The sequence below is a fragment of the Hymenobacter duratus genome (assembly GCF_014698995.1).
GTDB lineage: Bacteria > Bacteroidota > Bacteroidia > Cytophagales > Hymenobacteraceae > Hymenobacter > Hymenobacter duratus.
The window spans coordinates 849569-868650 of the sequence record NZ_JACWZZ010000002.1 but is presented as its reverse complement, the minus strand read 5'-3'; the positions used below and the strand labels follow the sequence as shown (position 1 = coordinate 868650).

General features: G+C 59.6%; 13 protein-coding genes and 1 pseudogene. 10 read left to right on the top strand and 4 right to left on the bottom strand.

The genetic code is table 11. The annotated features are described in order from the left end of the window. Positions 1 to 51: 51 nt before the first annotated feature. Positions 52 to 3006 carry a glycoside hydrolase family 3 N-terminal domain-containing protein gene (locus IC231_RS11625; protein WP_190784661.1) on the bottom strand — a complete coding sequence of 985 codons (2955 nt, stop codon included), beginning with the start codon at positions 3004 to 3006 and terminating at the stop codon, positions 52 to 54. Positions 3007 to 3323: 317 nt separating this feature from the next. Here IC231_RS11625 and mutL point away from each other — a divergent pair, with 317 nt between their 5' ends. The 3 genes from mutL (at position 3324) to IC231_RS11610 (ending at position 7185) form a co-directional block, all read left to right on the top strand. Next, entirely contained in the window at positions 3324 to 5309 is a 1986-nt protein-coding gene (mutL, locus tag IC231_RS11620; RefSeq protein ID WP_190784660.1) for a DNA mismatch repair endonuclease MutL, read from the top strand. A gap of 110 nt (positions 5310 to 5419) precedes the next feature. Beyond that, complete coding sequence (locus tag IC231_RS11615; protein WP_185887366.1) at positions 5420 to 6217, top strand: rhomboid family intramembrane serine protease; 798 nt, start codon at positions 5420 to 5422, stop codon at positions 6215 to 6217. Between the two features lie 68 nt (positions 6218 to 6285). Further along, positions 6286 to 7185, top strand: coding sequence for a rhomboid family intramembrane serine protease (locus tag IC231_RS11610; protein ID WP_190784659.1), 900 nt, complete (start codon positions 6286 to 6288; stop codon positions 7183 to 7185). A gap of 49 nt (positions 7186 to 7234) precedes the next feature. Here the strand turns inward: IC231_RS11610 and IC231_RS11605 are convergent, their stop codons facing one another. From IC231_RS11605 to tilS, 3 genes are all read right to left on the bottom strand, one after another. After that, positions 7235 to 7933, bottom strand: a complete 699-nt coding sequence (locus tag IC231_RS11605; protein WP_190784658.1) for a DNA alkylation repair protein — start codon at positions 7931 to 7933, stop codon at positions 7235 to 7237. A gap of 99 nt (positions 7934 to 8032) precedes the next feature. Then, a complete protein-coding gene (gene mdh, locus IC231_RS11600; RefSeq protein WP_190784657.1) occupies positions 8033 to 8974 on the bottom strand; it encodes a malate dehydrogenase in 942 nt (313 codons plus the stop codon). Positions 8975 to 9381: 407 nt separating this feature from the next. Continuing rightward, positions 9382 to 10713, bottom strand: a complete 1332-nt coding sequence (tilS, locus tag IC231_RS11595; protein ID WP_190784656.1) for a tRNA lysidine(34) synthetase TilS — start codon at positions 10711 to 10713, stop codon at positions 9382 to 9384. Positions 10714 to 10785: 72 nt separating this feature from the next. Between tilS and IC231_RS11590 the strand changes: the two genes are divergently transcribed. The 7 genes and pseudogenes from IC231_RS11590 (at position 10786) to IC231_RS11555 (ending at position 19049) form a co-directional block, all read left to right on the top strand. Continuing rightward, entirely contained in the window at positions 10786 to 12531 is a 1746-nt protein-coding gene (locus IC231_RS11590) for an OstA-like protein (RefSeq protein WP_190784655.1), read from the top strand. Positions 12532 to 12632: 101 nt separating this feature from the next. Beyond that, positions 12633 to 13460: an outer membrane protein assembly factor BamD gene (locus IC231_RS11585; protein ID WP_190784654.1), complete on the top strand. Its 828-nt coding sequence runs from the start codon at positions 12633 to 12635 to the stop codon at positions 13458 to 13460. Between the two features lie 108 nt (positions 13461 to 13568). Continuing rightward, a complete protein-coding gene (locus IC231_RS11580; protein ID WP_190784653.1) occupies positions 13569 to 13922 on the top strand; it encodes a DNA-directed RNA polymerase subunit omega in 354 nt (117 codons plus the stop codon). A gap of 12 nt (positions 13923 to 13934) precedes the next feature. After that, positions 13935 to 15250, top strand: a pseudogene (locus IC231_RS20435) (bifunctional phosphopantothenoylcysteine decarboxylase/phosphopantothenate synthase). Then, a complete protein-coding gene (gene porD, locus IC231_RS11565; RefSeq protein ID WP_190784650.1) occupies positions 15240 to 16172 on the top strand; it encodes a type IX secretion system protein PorD in 933 nt (310 codons plus the stop codon). The pseudogene IC231_RS20435 and the gene porD overlap by 11 nt, the downstream one beginning before the upstream one ends. Before the next feature lie 231 nt (positions 16173 to 16403). Beyond that, positions 16404 to 18077, top strand: coding sequence for a DNA repair protein RecN (recN, locus tag IC231_RS11560; protein ID WP_190784649.1), 1674 nt, complete (start codon positions 16404 to 16406; stop codon positions 18075 to 18077). Positions 18078 to 18227: 150 nt separating this feature from the next. Beyond that, positions 18228 to 19049: an enoyl-ACP reductase FabI gene (locus IC231_RS11555; protein ID WP_185887353.1), complete on the top strand. Its 822-nt coding sequence runs from the start codon at positions 18228 to 18230 to the stop codon at positions 19047 to 19049. The last annotated feature ends 33 nt before the right edge of the window (positions 19050 to 19082 follow it).

Genomic DNA, 19082 nt, shown 5'->3' with positions numbered 1-19082 from the left:
TCCTGCCGCCAATTGCGGATCAAAGGTTAAGAAAAAGAGTCAGACAACAGGTCATGTCTTTTGCAGCGACTTATAGATGACGTCGTGGATGCGGGTGCGGATGTTGTACTGGCGCAGCTTGTTGTTGCCGGCGTCGGGGTACACCCGATTGGAAAGAAAGATGTAGAGGATTTTGTTTTCGGGGTCCATCCAGACGCAAGTGCCTGTGAAGCCCGTGTGGCCAAACGTGCTGGCCGGCGACAGGTTGCTGGTGGGGCCTTCGGGTTTGGTCGGGTCGCCGTGGTCCCAGCCCAGGCCGTGGCGGTTGCCGGCTACGGTGCTGCGCGCAAACTCCGTCACAACGGGGTTCTGGAAGTAGCGCAGGCCACCGTAGCGCCCGTTCTGCAGGTTCATCTGCATCAGGATAGCCAGGTCGTTGGCATTGGCAAACAGGCCCGCGTGTCCGCCCACGCCGCCTACCAGCGCGGCCGTCTGGTCGTGCACGGTGCCCTGCAGCTGCGTGCGGCGATAATACGTGTCGTTTTCGGTGGGCGCGATGCACGACTGCGGGAACTTGGACAGCGGGTTGTAGGTCATCGTGCCCAACCCCAGTGGCTTGTAGAACGTCTTGTCCAGGAAGTTCTCAATCGGTTCGTTCAGCAGTTTTTCGGCCAGGCGCTTCAGAATGATAAAGCTCAGGTCGCTGTACTCCACCGGGTATTTGCCCTTCACTTTGGGTAGCAGGCCGGAGCGCTGCACCCAGATCCACACCGAGTCTTCGGCAGTGCGCACACTGTAAAGCTTGGGCGTTACTTCGTTGGGGAAGGCAGCTTCGCTGGTGCTGGCGTAGAAGGTAGGCTTGGGGCCGGTTTTGGTGATGGTCTTCTCCCAGGTCGGAATGCCGGCTTTCAGGCCCGCCTGGTGCATCAGCACCTCGCGCACCGTCATGTCCTTCTTGTTGGTCTGTTTCAGCTCCGGCAGATAAGCGGCCACCTTGTCGTCCAGGTTCAGCTTGCCTTGGTCCTTGAGGTACATGATGGTCTGGAGCGTGCCCGCCACTTTGGTCACCGATGCCAGGTCGTAGAGCGTGGAGTTGTTCACAGGCTGCGACTTATCATAGGTGCAGTAGCCGTAGCTCTTATCGAACACCACGGCACCGTTTTTGGCCACCAGCACCTGGCAGCCGGGGGCCGCCGCATACGCCACCGACTCCAGCGCAATGTTGTCAATCTGGGTCAGCACTTTCGAGTCCAGCCCCTCGCTTTCCGGCGTAGCGTAGCGCAGGCGGCGGAAGTCGGGCGTGGGCAGGCCGGTGCCGGCCAGCAGCTCGGGCGTCACCGTCACGGGCAGGCGACCCACGGCAGGCAGCGCCCCAAACAGTATCTGTGGCACCACCAGCTGCGAGAAGTAGTTGTCTTCGTAGCCACACACCAGCGTGCGGGCCGAGTCGAGGTACTTCAGCGCGTAGGCATTGCCCATCGTCACGACCACCGTTTTGATGCGCGGGTTGGCCTGCAACTCCTTAATGAACTTGAGGGCGCCGTCGCCCAGCCCGTAGTTGTGGGTGGGCGTGTTGTTCATGTTATGCAGCGTCACCACCACTACATTGTAGGGGGCAAGGCGCGGCAGAATGCGGGCAAACGTGGAGTCAGGGGCGTAGCGGTTTGCTATAGGATACACCGGCCCGCTCTGGTATTTGCCCATGATTTCGCCCAGCGTGCTGCCTGCGCCTGCGCCTACCGTTACGGTAGCAATGCGCAGCGTGTCGAGGCGGTGGAAGGGGAGCAGGTCCTCATTGTTCTTGACAATGGTAGTGGCGTGCTCGTAGATTTCCTGAGCAACTGTGCGGCTTTGCGGCCGGTTCAGATTGGTCATCAGGTTGGGCACATCCACGCGCTGGCGGCGGTTGAGGCCGGCCCAGAACTTAGCCCGCAGAATCTTGCGTACCCGCTGGTCCACATCTTCCTGCACCAACTTGCCGGCCGCTAGGTCTTCCTTTATTTTCTGGATGGCCACCGGCACATCTTCCGAGAAAAGCAGGACGTCGTTGCCGGCCAGCAGCGCCAAAGCGTCCAGTTCCCCGGGTTTGTAAAGGTTGGCTACGCTCTTCATGTTGAGCGCATCCGTGAAAACCAACCCTTTGTAAGCCATTTTCTCCTTCAGCAGCCCCGTCACCAAATTCCTGGAAATGGTAGCCGATACCGAACGCACCGTATCAAACAGCGGCATGTACAGGTGGCCTACCATCACGCCCATCACACCCGCCTGAAACGACTGCTGAAACGGGTACAGGTCCATGTTGGTCAGGTGGGCTAGGTCGGAATTGATAACCGGTAGTGCCACGTGTGAGTCCACATCAGTGTCGCCGTGACCTGGAAAGTGCTTCACAACAGCCACGATGCCGTGGTCCTGTAGCCCACGGATATAGGCTACGCTGCGCTTGGCTACCTGCTCCTTGTTCTCGCCAAAGGAGCGGTTGCCGATAACCGGGTTATTGGGGTTGGAGTTGATGTCGACGACGGGCGAAAAGCTGACGTGCACGCCCAACGTTTTCATCTTAAGGGCAATTTCGCGGCCCATCTGGTACACGTACTGCTCGTCGTCCATAGCGCCCAGCGTCATCTGCTTGGCGAAGTGCATGCTGGAATCGAGGCGCATGTCCAGGCCCCACTCGGCATCCATGGCAATGAGCAGTGGCACTTTGGCAGCGGCCTGGTAGCGGTTGGTCAGGTGGCCCTGCCGGCGGGGGCCACCCTGCAGAAACATCAGCCCACCAATATTATAGTTCTTGACCAGAAACTCCGTGTACTGCGTGTGCTTCTTATCCTTGTTGGAATAAGCCGCCACCATAAACAGCTGCCCCAGCCGCTGGTCGGGCGTGAGCGAACTGAATACACTGTCCACCCAGTTCTGTTCGGCCACAGAGCGTGGACGAGCCGCATCGTCATAGGGCACGGCGGAGGTGATGAGTAGACCCGTGGCGGCCAATAGCAGCAATAAGAGTCTAATCCGAAATTCCTTGAGCATAGGCCCCCGTGTGGTGTCTGGCGATAAGTGGTGAGGTTGAACGCAAGCGGATTTCGACCTACTTTTGTTCCCATTCGGGGCGGGAAATAGGGTGGTCCGGCGGGCCCGGCCGCAATGGTAGCGGGCCCGAGGCATCCGGTCTTCTGCTCTTTCCAACGTACCAACCCGGGAGCCCGGCAGGCACAACGCACACGAATGTTGGCCACAAACTTACGGAGAAATTCCCGGCATTGGTTGGCATTTCAACGAGCAAGTCCAATTGCTCAACGGGTTAACGCCTCAGTTTTCATCCTTCGTATCTTTATTTTCTACTTGGCATGGCCGACGTAATTCAACTGCTTCCCGAATATTTGGCCAATCAGATTGCCGCCGGCGAAGTGGTGCAGCGTCCGGCTTCGGCAGTGAAAGAGCTGCTCGAAAATGCTGTGGATGCTGGCGCTACCCAGGTGCAGCTTATTGTAAAAGATGCCGGCAAACAGTTGGTGCAGGTAGTTGACAATGGCGCGGGCATGAGCCCCACCGATGCACGCATGAGCCTAGAGCGCCACGCCACCAGCAAGATCCGCACCACCGACGACCTGTTCCGCATCCGGACGCTGGGCTTCCGGGGCGAGGCACTAGCCTCTATTGCGGCCGTGGCCCAGGTGGAGCTGCGCACCAAGCAGCGCGACCAGGACACCGGCACGCTGCTGCTCGTGGAAGGCTCGCAAATCACCAGCCAGCAGCCCACTGCCTGTCCCGACGGCACCAGCATCAGCGTTAAGAACCTATTTTTCAACGTGCCGGCGCGCCGCAACTTCCTCAAAAGCAACGCCGTGGAGATGCGCCACATCCTCGACGAGTTTCAGCACGTAGCGCTGGCCAACCCCCAGATTACGTTTTCGCTGTTCCAGAATGATCTGGAAGTGTTCAACCTGCCGGCCGGCAAACTCAGCCAGCGCATCGTGAGCTTGCTTGGCAACGGCTATAAGGAACAGCTGGCAGCCTGCGAGGAAGTCACGCCGTTTCTGTCGGTGAAGGGCTTTATTGGCAAGCCGGAGTCGGCGAAGAAAAGCCGGGGCGACCAGTTTTTCTTTGTCAACAACCGTTTCATTCGCTCGGCCTACCTCAACCATGCCGTACTGACCGCCTACGAAGGGCTGCTGCCCAAAGACACGCACCCGTTTTATGTGCTGTTTTTGGACCTCGACCCCAAGGCCATCGACATCAACGTGCACCCCACCAAAACGGAAATCAAGTTCGAGGACGAGAAGACCGTGTATGCCATTGTGCGGGCCGCCGTGAAGCAAAGCCTGGGCCTGCACAACATGGCGCCCTCACTAGACTTTGAGGGCGACGTGAATTTTGCGCCTATCCAGCCATTGCGCACCTCCGCGAATCAGAAAAACCCATTCACCGATGATTTTCGCCCTGATGCGTTGGCCTCGGCAGCTTCGCAGGCCGCGACACCCAGCCCGCGCGACACCCGCCCCAGTGGTGCCCGCTCCGAGGCCTACGAACGACAATTGCCGCCCCGGCCCACCGAGCAGGCCAAGCGTGAGCTGGAAGAATTCTACAAATCTCTGAGCAAGGTGAGCGTGCCCGACGTCGAGCACGAGGCCACGGCCGTTGGAGTGCCCGTGCCGTCAGCATCGGCGCTTACGGCGGCCGCGGCGCCATTTCTTGTGACAGCGCCCTCGGCGGCGGTGCCTTCTGCGCCGGAGCTGCCGCTACGCGAATCGAGTGCCAGCTCCGGCAACAAGGTGCTGCAGGTGCACGGGCAGTATCTGCTGGTGGCCGTGAAATCGGGGCTGATGCTGCTGGACCAGGCGGCGGCGCGGGAACGGATTCTGTACGAGCAGTATGCGCACACGCTGGAGCGCGAAACTGGTGCCTCCCAGACGCTGTTGTTTCCGCGTACCATCACGTTTTCGCCCCAGGATTTTGCCATTTTGCGCGAAGTAGAAGAGGCATTGCGCAGCCTCGGGTTCCGCTTCACCGACTTTGGCAAGCATACCATTGCGGTAGAAGGCATTCCGGTTGATGTGCCGGCGCGCGATGAAAAGGAATTGCTGGAAGGGTTAATTGAGCAGTTCCGGACCCATGCTGGCCCTATAAAGCTGGACCGGCGCGAGCAGATGGCCCGGGCCCTGGCCCGCCGGGTGGCCGCTGCCGCCGCCGGGGCCCGCCTCTCCGACACTGAAATGACGACCTTGGTTGATAAGCTCTTTGCCTGCCAGGTGCCCGGCTACACCCCCGACGGCCGCCGCACCCTCGTTATGCTGGAGCTCAGCCAGATTCAGGAGTTTTTCCGTAAGGCGTGATATAGCGCAAATCTTCTGCTTCGTATCTCGTTGCATACGTACCGTCTCGGCGGCATACACCAGCTGCGAAACAACCGCTTCGTGCTACTGCCATTCAACCAGTACCCTTCATGTTCCAACTTACGCCAACTGTCCGCACGCTGCTTATTATCAATGTGCTGATATTCTTTCTGCAGAGCCAGTTTGGTCCGCAGGTTACAGTGCTCGGTGCTTTGTTTCCGTTTGGGTCAGTGTACTTTCAGCCCTGGCAGTTCGTGACGTATATGTTCATGCACGGTGGTTTTGGGCACTTGTTCTCCAACATGCTGGGGCTGGTGTTCATTGGGGCTTCGCTGGAAAATGTATGGGGCCCGAAACGGTTTCTGACCTACTGGCTGATCTGCGGCATCGGGGCCGGCGTGCTCTATCAGGGCGTGCGCTCCTACGAGCTGCACCAGATGAACAATGCCCGGATAGCGTTTCAGGAAGAGCCGTCGGGCGTTGCCTTCGCAGATTTCTACCGCACCTATTTCCCGGAATCTGGGCAGTCAGCCGTGTCGTTGGCCAACATGTTGCAGCGCGACCCTACTAACCCTGAAATGATAGCCAGCGCCAACAACGCCATTCAGAGCGCCTGCGATATGGCGCTGAATAGCCCATCTGCCGGCATGCTGGGGGCTTCCGGGGCGTTGTTTGGGGTGCTGTTTGCCTTTGGGTTTCTGTTTCCGCACGAAAAGCTCATCATCTTTCCCATTCCGATTCCGATTAAAGCCTGGCTGTTTGTGGCGCTGTACACGGCCTACGAGCTCTACAAAGGCATCCATCCGGTGCCTGGCGACAATGTGGCGCACTTTGCGCATTTGGGCGGAATGTTGATTGGGTTCATCGTGTTGAAAATCTGGCAGCGCAACGGTACGCATTATGGCTAATCGGGGCCGTACGTTGTTGTAGCACCAGACCGCCTCTCCGTTCTGCCGTCCCCTTTGCTTTTCCACCCATGAGTTTTATCGACGACATCCGGGCTGCCTTTAGCCGGCGCGACAACGCGCTGAGCCAGCTGCTGCTGATCAACGTGCTGGCCTTTGTGGCCCTGCTGCTGGTGCGGGTCGGCTTGTTTCTGACCACTGGCGGCGCCATCACCATCACGCCCATTCTGGAATGGATTGCGGTGCCCAGTGACCCGCTGCGCCTGCTCACGCGCCCCTGGACGCTGCTGACCTACAGCTTTGCGCATCTTGAGTTTCTGCACATCCTGTTCAATCTGCTGAACCTGTACTGGTTCGGGTCCTTGGTGCGCGAGTACCTCGGCGACCGGAAACTGGTGAGCCTGTATATTCTGGGGGCTTTGGCCGGCGCGACGCTGTATCTGCTGGCTTTCAATCTGATACCGGTTTTCCAAGGCCGTCCGGCTATTCTTTATGGCGCCTCGGCCAGTGTTACGGCAATTATCGTAGGTGCCGCTACTTTGCTGCCCGACTACACCTTCAACATCATTCTGCTGGGGCCGGTACGCATCAAGTACATTGCGGCCGTGGTGGTGCTGGTATCTATTGCGGGCATTGATGGCGGCAACCCCGGCGGCGAAATTGCGCACCTGGGTGGGGCGCTGCTCGGCTTCCTGTTTGTGAAGCAGCTGCAGCGCGGCCGCGACCTGGGCCGCCCCGTGCAGGCCGTCGGCGACTGGGTGGGGGCGCTGCTTTCCGGCCGGCCACGGCTGCGCGTGACGCACCGGGGCGGCTCGGCGGCGGCTCCGGCCGCCTCGGCCGCGCGCAAAGGCAATCTGCCCAAGCCCGAGCAGGAGGACATCGACGCTATTCTCGACAAGATTTCCCGCTCCGGTTACGAAAGCCTGTCGAAGGAAGAAAAGCAAAAGCTCTTCAAAGCCAGCCAGAAATAAATAACCATCCGTAGCAAATAAAACGCCCGCTGCCATGGCAGCGGGCGTTTTATTTGCGCATGTGCCACTGCCGCCGGTCGGGCGGGAGCCGCTCGATGGCGTAGCGCAGTGCCGTGCGCGGCAGTTGGCCGTGGTGGTCCGTGAGGAATTCTTCCAGCGCCTCCTCGTTACGTTTGCCCACTTCGCGCAGCATCCAGCCAGTAGCTTTATGAATCAGGTCGTGAGGGTGGGAGAGGAGCTGCTCGGCCAGCGCGAAAATGTCCTGAAACTGGTTTTTGCGGATAAAGGCCAGCGTCGAGACCAAGGCCATGCGCTGGCTCCAGAGTTGCGGCTCGGCGGCCAGCTCGTAAAGCGGCGTACGGTCCTTGTCGAGCAGGTACGTGCCCACGAGCAGCGGACAGGTGATATCCACGAGGTTCCAGTTGTTGACGAAGCGCCGGTTAGCCAGATACGCCTCATGAATGGCCTGCCGGCCTGCTGGTCCAGCTTTCTGAAACTGCAGCGTCCAGATGATGAGGGCGGTTTGGCGGCACTCGTGCCAAGGGTTGTACAGCAGCTTCTCGGTTTCAGCCAGCAGCAGCGCCCGAAACGTACGCGCCACCAGCCGCTGCTGCGGCAAGCTGAGCCCCAGGAATTTGTCGCCTTCGCCGTACTCGCCCGGCCCGGTCTTGAAGAAGCGCTGGAGTAGAATGGCACGTACCGGGTCGGCGAGGGTGTGCAGCGCGGTTTCGACGGTTTGGGCAGTCATAGGTTCAACACTAAGCCGCAAATATGCGCCTCTGCAACGCAAAACCGGCCGCCCTGCTTGCGCAGAACGGCCGGTTTCTATTCGGGAGACTAGAGAAGCTTAGGCCGTGGCCTTGCTCATGTTGTCCAGCGCGTCCATTACTTCTTTCACGTGGCCGCGCGAGGTTTCCAGCAGTGCCTTCTCCTCGTCGTTCAGCTGCAGCTCGATTACTTTCTCGATGCCGTTTTTGCCCAGGATAACCGGAGCACCCAGGTACACGCCATCGATGCCGTACTCGCCTTCCAGCTTGATGCACACCGGGAACACGCGGCGCTGGTCGCGCACAATGGCTTCCACCATCTGGGCCGCGGCTGCGCCGGGAGCATACCAGGCCGAGGTACCCATCAGCTTCACCAGCTCGCCGCCGCCCTGCGCCGTGCGCTGCACGATGGCGTCGAGGGTTGCTTTGTCAATCAGTTCCGTAACGGGGATGCCGCCGACGGTGGTGTAGCGGGGCAGGGGCACCATGGTGTCGCCGTGGCCACCCATGAGCACCGCCTGAATGTCTTTAGGACTCACGTTCAGGGCTTCGGCCAGGAAGGCGCGGTAGCGGGCCGTGTCCAGAATGCCGGCCATGCCGAATACCTTGGTACGGTCGAGGCCGGAGGTGAGGTGGGCCTGGTAGGTCATCACGTCGAGCGGGTTGCTCACGATGATGATGATGGCGTTGGGCGAGTATTTCACCACCTGTTCGGTCACCGATTTCACGATACCGGCGTTGGTCGAAATCAGGTCGTCGCGGGTCATGCCGGGCTTGCGGGGCAGGCCGGAGGTAATCACCACTACGTCGGAGTCTGCCGTGCGGGCGTAGTCGCTGGTCACGCCTACCGTGCGCGAGTCGTAGCCGATGATGGGGGCTTTCTGCCAGATGTCGAGCGCCTTGCCTTCGGCAAAGCCTTCCTTGATGTCAACCAGTACGATTTCGTTGGCAATTTCGCGGGTGGCCAATACGTCGGCGCAGGTTGCGCCCACATTGCCAGCCCCAACTACGGTAACTTTCATCGGGTGAGGAATTGGGTGTACGATTAAGGTTCTGCGCGTAAAGCTAAGCGAAAACCGGCTTGGGTGAACGGTTTTCTACTGGTAAAGCCACTGGAATACCGCTAAACGGGCTGCGTACTGCCGCTGCTAATCGGAAATGCAAGCCGTATGGGTGGAACTGTAATCCGCAAGGGTGGAAATGGAATCCGTAGGGGTGGAAACGGGAAGCGCAAGGGTGGAAATGCGACGCGTAAGGGTGGAAATACAATCCGTAAGGGTGGAAATACAATCCGTAAGGGTGGAAATACAATCCGCAGGGGTGGAAATGCGAAAGTTGGGTGCGCGGCGGCGCCCGCACGGCCGGAAACGCGCCGCGCGGGTCCGGAAATACCGTTTTGCTACCTAGGCACAGCCGTCGGACCGGGGCGTTACATGCGCTTTACTACCAGCACCCGCTCGGTGTCCTCGTTCACGCGGAAACGTTCGTCGGGGCGGAAGCCGATGACCCAGGCAATTTTGCCGTCGCCGGAGCAGAGCACCTGCACGTTGTCTTTGAGGTTGAGCGGTACTTTCTGGTCGATGAGGAAGTCAGAGAGCTTCTTTTTGCCCTTCATGCCGATGGGCATGAACCAGTCGCCTTCCTGCCAGGGGCGCACGATGAGCGGGAATTTCAGCGCGTCGGCATCCAGCGCGGCCACGGCTTTGCCGCGTGGCACCTCGAAAGCCTCAGTTACTTCCTGCAGCTCCAGGCGCAGGTGCAGGCCGTCAATCTTGAGCACTTCCTGGCCGGCCTGCAGCTGGTGCGTGCCGAATTTGGTGAGGTTTTTCGGGGTGATGACCAGCTGCTCGCGGTCCTTCACCAGCCGGTGCGTCGGCGACTCGAAGCGGCGGCCCGACTCGGCCGGGAAGGCGGCCACAATGTCCTTCACCACCGGAAAGCTGAACCCGAACGGCCGCAGCAGCTCGTGCAGCACCAGCGTGGTAGCGGCGGTTTTCTGCAGCAGCCGGATGTCGAGGTACGTGGCGTCGGCTTCGGTGCGCTGGGCCTGGGCGGCGGTGTCCTGCACGTAGCGCCGCACGATTTCTTCGGCGCCGCCCACCCGCTCGGCCGTGAATTGCAGCGTTTGGTCGAGGTTGGGGTTGATGTCGCGCAGCACGGGCAGCACCTCCTGGCGCAGGCGGTTGCGCTGGTACACGGGGCTGTCGTTGGAGGCGTCTTCGCGCCACATCAGCTGGTTTTCCACCAGATACTCAAACAGCTCCGGCTTGCCGATGCCCAGCAGCGGCCGCACGATATGGCCGTTTTTGGGCGGAATGCCGTGCAGGCCCGCCAGCCCGGTGCCGTGCGTGAGGTTGAGCAGCATGGTTTCGGCGGCGTCGCGCTGGTGGTGGGCAGTAGCTATATAGGTGAGGCCCTGCGTCCGGCGGATGCGCTCAAACCACTCGTAGCGCAGCGCTCGGGCCGCCATCTGCGTCGAAATGCCTTCCTGCTCGGCAAAGGCCTTGGTCTGGAAGAACTCCACGAAGTAGGGCACCTCGTACTTCTTGGCCAGCTTGCGCACAAACTGCTCGTCGGCGTCGGCCTCGTCGCCGCGCAGCCCGAAGTGGCAGTGCGCCACGGCAAACTGCGCGCCCAGCTGGTGCAGCACCTCGGCCAGCGCCACCGAGTCCTGCCCGCCGCTCACGGCCACCAGCAGCGTATCGGTTTCGAGGTTGAAAAGCGCGTGTTCCTGAATAAAGTGGCGGACCTGGTCGAGCATGGGGGAGGGGGCAATGTATCGGAACTGCAAAGATGGACGTTAGCGGCGGGCCTTCCGTACCTTCGTGTCGAAATGTCCCTGTCTAAGTCACTTTTTCTGCTCTGGCTGGCGCTGCTGCCGGCCTTTTCCTTCGCCCAGCAGCGGCCGGCGGCCCGCCCGGCGGCGCAGCCTACGCCGCCCAAAGGCTCCCGCATCGAGCTGCTGCCCGGCACGCAGCGGCTCATCGGCGGCACGTTCAACGGCGTGGAAATCCGCAAGCTGATCGGCAACGTGAGCTTCCGGCAGGGCACCACGCTGCTCTACTGCGACTCGGCCTATCAGTATCTGGAGAAAAACGCGCTGGAAGCCTTCAGCAACGTGCGCATCATCCAGAACGACACCATCACCATCACCGGCGACCGAGGCACCTACGACGGCGACACGCGCAAGGCCCGCATCACCGGCAACGTGACCATGCGCGACCCGCGCATGACCCTCACCACCCAGGTGCTCGACTACGACCTGAACCGCAACCTGGCCTACTACAGCACCGGCGGCCACTTGGTAGACCCGGAAAACACGCTCGACAGCCGCTTCGGCTACTACAACACCACCAGCAAAGTCTTCAGCTTCAAGCGCGACGTGAAGCTGGTAACCAAGGACAACACCATTGATACTGACACGCTGCAGTATAATACGGTGTCGAAGGTGGCGTACTTCCTCGGGCCCACGCGCATCAAGGGCCGGCAGGGTACGCTCTACGCTGAAAACGGCACGTACAACACCATCACGCGGGTATCGAACTTCCAGAAAAACGCCAAAATCGAGACGCCCAACTACTTGCTCGGCGGCGACCGGCTGGTGTATGACGAGACCCGGCAGTATGGCGTGGCTACGGGCCACGTCTCGATGACCAGCAAAAAAGATAACCTCGTAATCCGGGGCGACGTGGGGCGCTACTGGCGGGCACTGGGCCGCACCAAAGTGTACGGCGTGCCAGTGATGCGCAACATTTCGGGCAAGGACACGCTCTACCTCGCCGCCGATACGCTCATCAGCCAGGAAGGCCGCCCGCCGCTCAACGAGGCCGGCGTGCTGTACGCCTTTCCGAAAGCCAAGATCTTCCGCACCGACCTGCAGGGCCGCGCCGACTCGCTGACCTACGACCGGCAGGATTCTATCATCTACCTCAACAAGAATCCGATTCTCTGGAACGAGAAAAACCAGCTGACCGCCGACAGCATGGAAATCCGGCAGCGCAATGGCAAAGTGGACCAAATGCGCCTCTATGCCAACTCGTTCATCATCGGGCAGGACACGCTACTGAACTTCAATCAGGTGAAGGGCCGCAACATGGTGGCGTACTTCCAGGGCAACTCGATAAAAAAAGTGGACGTGCTTGGCAACGCCGAGAGCCTCTACTATGCTCTTGAAGGCGACACGGCCGTGAGTGGCATGAACAAAGCCGCGTCGGCCACGATGGCGCTGCGCTTTGCCGAGAGCAAGCTCCAGACCATCAGTTTTCTGACTAACCCCGATGCCAGCTTCATTCCGCCCCATGAGCTAAAGCCCGAAGATGAGAAGCTGAAAGATTTCAAGTGGCGCCCCACGGAACGCCCCACCCGCCGCGCCGTGTTAGGCAAGCACTTCGCGCTGCCCGTGAAAGCGAAGGCCAAGCCCAAAGCCAAAACGCCGGCCAAAACCAGCACGAAAGCCAAACCCAAAGCCAAGACGAAAGCCGCTGCCAAAGCGCCCGTCCGCCGCGCGGCTCCCACCAAACCCGCCCCGAAAGTGCCGGCCAACGCCCCGAAACCCGTGGTACGGCCGGCCGTCAAGTAGCTTTTCTCTTCTATATCAACTGCCCGCGCTGCCCACCTGCCGCGTAGGCCAACAGGTGCCGGGTTTGATTCGGCTCCACAATCCGTTACCTTTGCGCCCTTATGCATACTTTTCGCCCGACCCTTTTTGTTCTGTTGTTGAGCACCTTGCTGCTCGGCGCCTGCACTGGCTACCAGAAACTGCTCAAGAGCAGCGACGTGAACAAGAAGTACGAAGCTGCCATCCAGTACTACGATAAGGGCGACTATTTCAAGGCCGGCACTCTGCTCGAAGACCTCGTGCCGCTGTTGAAAGGCCGCCCGGAAGCCGAAAAGGCGCAGTTCTACTTCGCCAACACCAACTTCCGCCAGCGCAACTACACGCTCAGCTCCTACTACTTCAAAAGCTTCGCCGATACGTATCCCAACTCCACGTACGCCGAAGAAGCCACCTTCCTGCAGGCCAAGTCGCTGTTCCGCGACTCGCCGGAATGGGAGCTGGACCAAACCAACACGTATTCGGCGCTGGAAACCATTCAGGAATTCCTGAACCGCTACCCTAACAGCACGTTCCGCCCTGAGGCCGAAAATATGTCGCAGGAGCTGCAGAAGAAGCTGGAGCTGAAAGCGTATCAGGGGGCCAAGCTGTACTACAACCTGCGCTACTACCAGTCGGCGGTGGTGGCGCTGGGCGGCTTTCAGCAGCAGTTTCCGGCCTCGGCCTTCAATGAAGAGGCTGAATTTCTGAAAGTAAGCGCCCAGTATGACCTAGCCCGCGAAAGTGTACTGGAAAAGCAGCGGGAACGGTATATGGAAGTGGTGGCGTTCTACCAGCACTTCATCGATACCTATCCGCAGAGCCGCCACCTCAAAGATGCCGAGCGGATGTACACCGATGCGCAGGCACAAATAACCAAGCTCAAACCTTCTGAGTCTACGGCCGCCAACTAACGCTGCGGGCTGGCCGGCCTCGGGATTAGCTGAACTAGTTTCAGCATGGCGCCGGGCCTCTGGACCACCACAGCACATCAGCAACTCAAAAATCAGCACATTAGCATCATGAAAGCTCCTAACCACGTCCCTGCCTCCATCGTTACCCGCAACATGTCGGACTTTACCGCCGAAACGGGCAACGTCTACGAAAGCATTGCCATCATCTCGAAGCGTGCCAACCAGATTTCGGTGAAGCTGAAAGAGGAGCTGAACGGCAAGCTGGCCGAGTTTGCTACCACCGTCGATAACCTGGAAGAGGTGTTCGAAAACCGCGAGCAAATCGAAATCAGCAAGCACTACGAGCGTCTGCCCAAGCCCACCAACCTGGCGGTAGAAGAGTTTCTGGAAGGTAAAGTGCATTTCCGCACCCCGTCGGAGTTCGACGAGAACGGCAATCTGCGCGTTATCGAGGGTCAATAGTCCCGCGTGGGAATGCCGCTGCAAGACCGCAAGATTTTATTGGGGGTTTGCGGCAGCATTGCCGCCTATAAAGCCGCGCCGCTGGTGCGGCTGCTGGTGAAGGCCGGAGCCGAGGTGCAAGTCATTCTGACTGCCTCGGCTTCGGCCTTTGTTACGCCCCTTACGCTCGGCACGCTGTCCAAGAAACCTGTTCTGCAGGGGTTTTTGAAGGATGAGGCCGCCGGCGAATGGCACAACCATGTGCACCTGGGCCTATGGGCCGATGTGCTGCTGGTAGCGCCGGTTTCGGCCAATACGCTGGCCCATTTCGCGCACGGCCTCTGCGACTCGCTGCTCGATGCCGTGTACCTCTCGGCCCGCTGCCCCGTGCTGCTGGCCCCCGCCATGGACCTGGATATGTATGCCCACCCGGCCACTACAGCTAATCTGGCGACGCTGCGCTCCTACGGCAATATCGTGCTCGACTCGCCGGCCGGAGAGCTGGCCAGCGGCCTGTCTGGCCCCGGCCGTATGCTGGAGCCCGAAGACATTGTGGTGGAGCTGGAGCGGTTTTTCAATCGTTGAATAACGGGTCATGCTGAGCTTGCCGAAGCATCTCTACCGCTTCGCTCTTACGACTGAGTTAGCCAGAGGTAGAGATGCTTCGGCAAGCTCAGCATGACGTTTTTTCTGAAACTATGCGCGTCCTCATTACCGCCGGCCCTACCTACGAGCCCCTCGACCCGGTTCGCTTCATCGGCAACCATAGCACCGGCAAAATGGGCTACGCGCTGGCGGAAGCCTTCGCTGCCATCGGGGCCGAGGTGACGCTCATCAGTGGCCCCACCAACCTGCCCGACCCGGCCCATCCGCACATCCGGACGCAGCGCGTAGAAACCGCCGACCAGATGTTTGCCGCCGCTGCTGCTGTAGCGCCGGAGGCTGATGTGTGGGTATTTGCGGCGGCCGTCGCCGACTACAAGCCCGCGCAGGTAGCCGCTGAGAAGATTAAGAAGTCCGGCGACACGCTGACGCTGGAGCTGGTGAAGAACGTGGACATTGCCGCCACGCTGGGGAAAACCAAGCGGCCCGAACAATTTTCGGTGGGTTTTGCGTTGGAGACCAACAACGAGCAGGCTCACGCGCTGGACAAGCTGCGCCACAAGAACTTCGACCTGGTGGTGCTAAACTCGCTACGCGATGCCGGCGCCGGTTTCCGCCACGACACCAACAAAGTGACGCTGCTGGACGCGCAGGGCCAAACTCGTATCTTTGAAGTAAAGCCGAAAGCCGAAGTGGCCCAGGATATTGTGGATGCTGTTCTTGCCCGCCTGCCCCGTGAAGTATAAAAAGCTGCTGCCTGCCGTACTGATTGCCTTGATTTCGCTGCTGACCAGCCCGCAGGCGCAGGCCCAGGAAATCCAGGCAGAAGTGCGCATCACCACCGAAAACGTAACCATTTCGGACCGGCAGCTGGTGCAGCAGATGCAGAACGATATGCAGTCGTTTCTGAACACCCGTTCCTTCACGAGCCAGACGTACCGGCCGGAGGAACGCATCCGGATGCGAATTTTTGTGGGCATCACGGGCATTCCGCAGAGTGGGCAGTACGTGGCCACGGCCCGTATCGTGTCGTCGCGGCCGGTGTATGGCACCGGTTACGAAACCAACCTGCTGAGCTTCGCCGACCGCAACTTCCTGTTCAACTACTCGCCACAAAACCCGATTGATTTCTCCGAAAACAACTTCGTGGGCAATCTGTCGTCGTTGCTGACCTTCTACGCCTACCTCACCATCGGCCTCGACCAAGACAGCTTCTCGCGCCTCGGCGGCTCCCCGTACTACGACCGGGCCCGGATAGTGCTGCAGAATGCTTCTTCACAAACCGTTACCAACGAGCAGGACGAAGCCTGGAAGGATGGGCAGACCCGCAACCGCTACTGGCTGCTCAACAACCTGCAGGACCCGCAGCTCGAAGCCTTCCGGACCGGCATTTATGCCTACTACCGGCAGGGGCTGGACATCTTTATCGAGAAGCCGGACGAAGCCCGCACCAGCATTTTTACGGCGCTTCAGGCAGTGCAGCAGGCTGCTCTACGGCGGCCCGGTACGCTGCTGGCCCGTTCCTTCTTTGACACGAAGGCGGACGAAATTGCCAATATCTTCCGCAGCGCCCCCGATGCCCAGCAAAAGCAGACTCTTGCCAATCTACTGACGGAAGTAGACCCCACGAATGCAGCGAAGTACCAGGCTATAGTGCGCCCGAGGTAGCTCCGCGTACCACGAAGCGGCGCTTCGTTCATTGGATCCTTAACAACAAGAGCTATCCAGGCAGCGAAGCACCGCTTCGTAGTACAAAAGTCTTGTTGCAAATTTTGTTGGCATTTGACTAAGTGAACTAGTAGTTTTGCTAAAGCTACTAGACCCGGTTTAGCATAACTGGTCCGTAGCACAATTTTTTGGCAGCTACGGCCGGTCGTCCGGCTTTTCATTTGGTTGGCTATGCTCATTGACCTCCGCATCCGAAACTACGCCCTGATTGAGCAGTTGCAACTGCAGCCTTCGGCGCTCCTCAACATTATCACCGGCGAAACGGGCGCCGGCAAGTCCATTATGCTGGGGGCTATTGGCCTGCTGCTCGGCAACCGCGCCGACTCGCGCATGCTGTTTGACACGGATAAGAAGTGCGTGATTGAGGGCCAGTTCGACATCAGCAGCTACCAGCTGCAGGACATTTTCGAGTCCGAAGACCTTGACTACGACGCGCAGTGCATTCTGCGGCGCGAGATAAGTCCGGGCGGCAAGAGCCGGGCCTTCGTGAACGATACGCCCGTGACGCTGGAAACACTGCGCCACATCGGAGCCAATTTGATGGACATTCATTCTCAGCACGATACGCTGCTGCTCGGGGACGCCGTGTTTCAACTGAATCTGCTGGATCTATATGCCGGGCTGGTACCTGTGCGGGCCCAGTACAGCAACGCCTACCGCCAGTATCGCAAGCTCGAAACTGACCTAAAAGCCCTGGAAGACCAAGTGGCGCAGGCCAACAAGGAGTTGGACTACCACAGCTTTTTGCTCAGTGAGCTGGAAGATGCCCGCCTCGACAACGAGCAGCAGGATGAGCTGGAGCAGGAAGTAAAGGAGCTGGAGCACGCCGAGGAAATCAAATACAAGCTCACCAACGCCCTGCAGGCCCTGAGCGAAGGCGAGTACTGCGCGACGGGTGCCCTGAAAGACGCCGCTACGTTGCTGGGCCAGATTGCCCCGTACTCAGAAGCGGCCCGCGAGCTGAAGCACCGGCTGGACAGCTGCCTGATTGAGCTGCACGATATTGCCGACGAAATAGAAGCCGTGGAACGCCGCACTGAAGGCGACCCGGCTCGCATCGACGAGCTGCAGGGCCGCCTGAACGTGCTCTACAGCCTGCAGCGCAAGCACCAGGTGCGCGACGTGGTGGCGCTGCTGGCCGTGCGCTCCGACCTGCGCGACAAAGTCAGCTCTGTGCTCAACCTCGATAAGCAGATAAACCGCCTGCGGCGCGACGCGGAAGCCACGCTGGCTACGGTAACCAAACAGGCCACGCGCCTTTCCGGGTCCCGCCGCAAGGTGTTCCCGAAGTTTGAGAAGGAGCTGGCTGGGCTACTCGCGGATCTGGGCATGCCGCACTCGCGCATTGTGGTGCAGCACCAGGAAGGTGCGCCGGCCGCCAGCGGCATCGACATTATCAGCATCCTGTTTTCGGCCAACAAAGGCGCGCAGCCCCAGACGCTGAGCAAGTCGGCTTCCGGTGGTGAATTCTCGCGCCTGATGCTGTGCATCAAGTACATGCTGGCTGACAAGACGGCTCTGCCAACCATCGTGTTCGACGAAATTGATACGGGTATCAGCGGGGAAATTGCGGTGAAAGTGGGCCGCATGATGCAGCAGATGGCTAAAAAACACCAGCTCATCACCATCTCGCACCTGCCGCAGATGGCTGCCGCCGGCGACACCCATTATTTCGTGTACAAGGAAGACCGCGCCGACCGCACCGTGAGCCGCATCCGGCTGCTGAGCCTGGAGGAGCGGATTCAGGAAATTGCCCAGATGATTTCGGGGGCCAAGCCTAGCCAGCACGCCTACCAGAGTGCCCGCGAACTGCTGGCCATGCGCGGCGAGGAGCTGGTGGGATAGAAGGAGCGAAGAATTATTAGAACGTCATTCCGAGCGAAGTGGAGCGTAGTCGAGGAATGACGTTCTTTTTATTCAAGCTACTGAAACGTGACGTTCTCTATTTTTTTGCCTCTTTTGTACTTCAAACGTCAACATTTCCCCACTCCCTATATGGCTAGTAACCTGCTCGCGGGCAAAGTCGGTATCATCTCCGGCGCGCTGAACGAAGAATCCATTGCCTGGAAAGTGGCCCTGAAGGCCCACGCCGAAGGTGCCCGCATTGTACTTACCAATGCCCCGCTGGCCATGCGCATGGGCGAAATCAACAAGCTGGCCGAGCAGTGCAACGCGCCTATCATCCCGGCCGATGCTACTTCCATGGAAGACCTGGAGAAGCTGTTTTCGGGTGCGCAGGAGCACTTTGGCGGCAAGCTGGATTTCGTGCTGCACAGCATCGGGATGAGCGCCAACATCCGCAAGGGCAAGCACTACGGCGAGCTGAACTACGAGTGGTTCCAGAAGACGCTGGACGTGTCGGCGCTGTCGTTCCACAAGATGCTGGCCGTGGCCGAAAAGCAGGATGCCTTCAACGAATGGGGCTCGGCTGTAGCCCTGAGCTACATTGCCGCGCAACGCGCTTTTCTCGACTACACGGATATGTCGCAGGCCAAAGCGGTGCTCGAAAGCATTGCCCGTAGCTACGGCCAGCGCCTTGGCAAACTCAAGAAAGTGCGCGTGAACACCATCTCTCAGTCGCCGACCAAAACCACGGCCGGCACTGGTATCAGCGGCTTCGATGCGTTCTACGAGTACGCCAACCGCCTCTCGCCACTAGGCAACGCTCCAGCCGAAGCCTGCGCCGATTACTGCATTTCGCTGTTTTCGGACCTGACTCGCTACGTGACCATGCAGAACCTCATGCACGACGGCGGCTTCAGCACCACCGGCATTTCCGAGGAGATTGTAGAGCTGATGTCGAAAGCCAATTCGTAGGTTTCTGCTGCACAATGAATCAAAAGCCCGGCC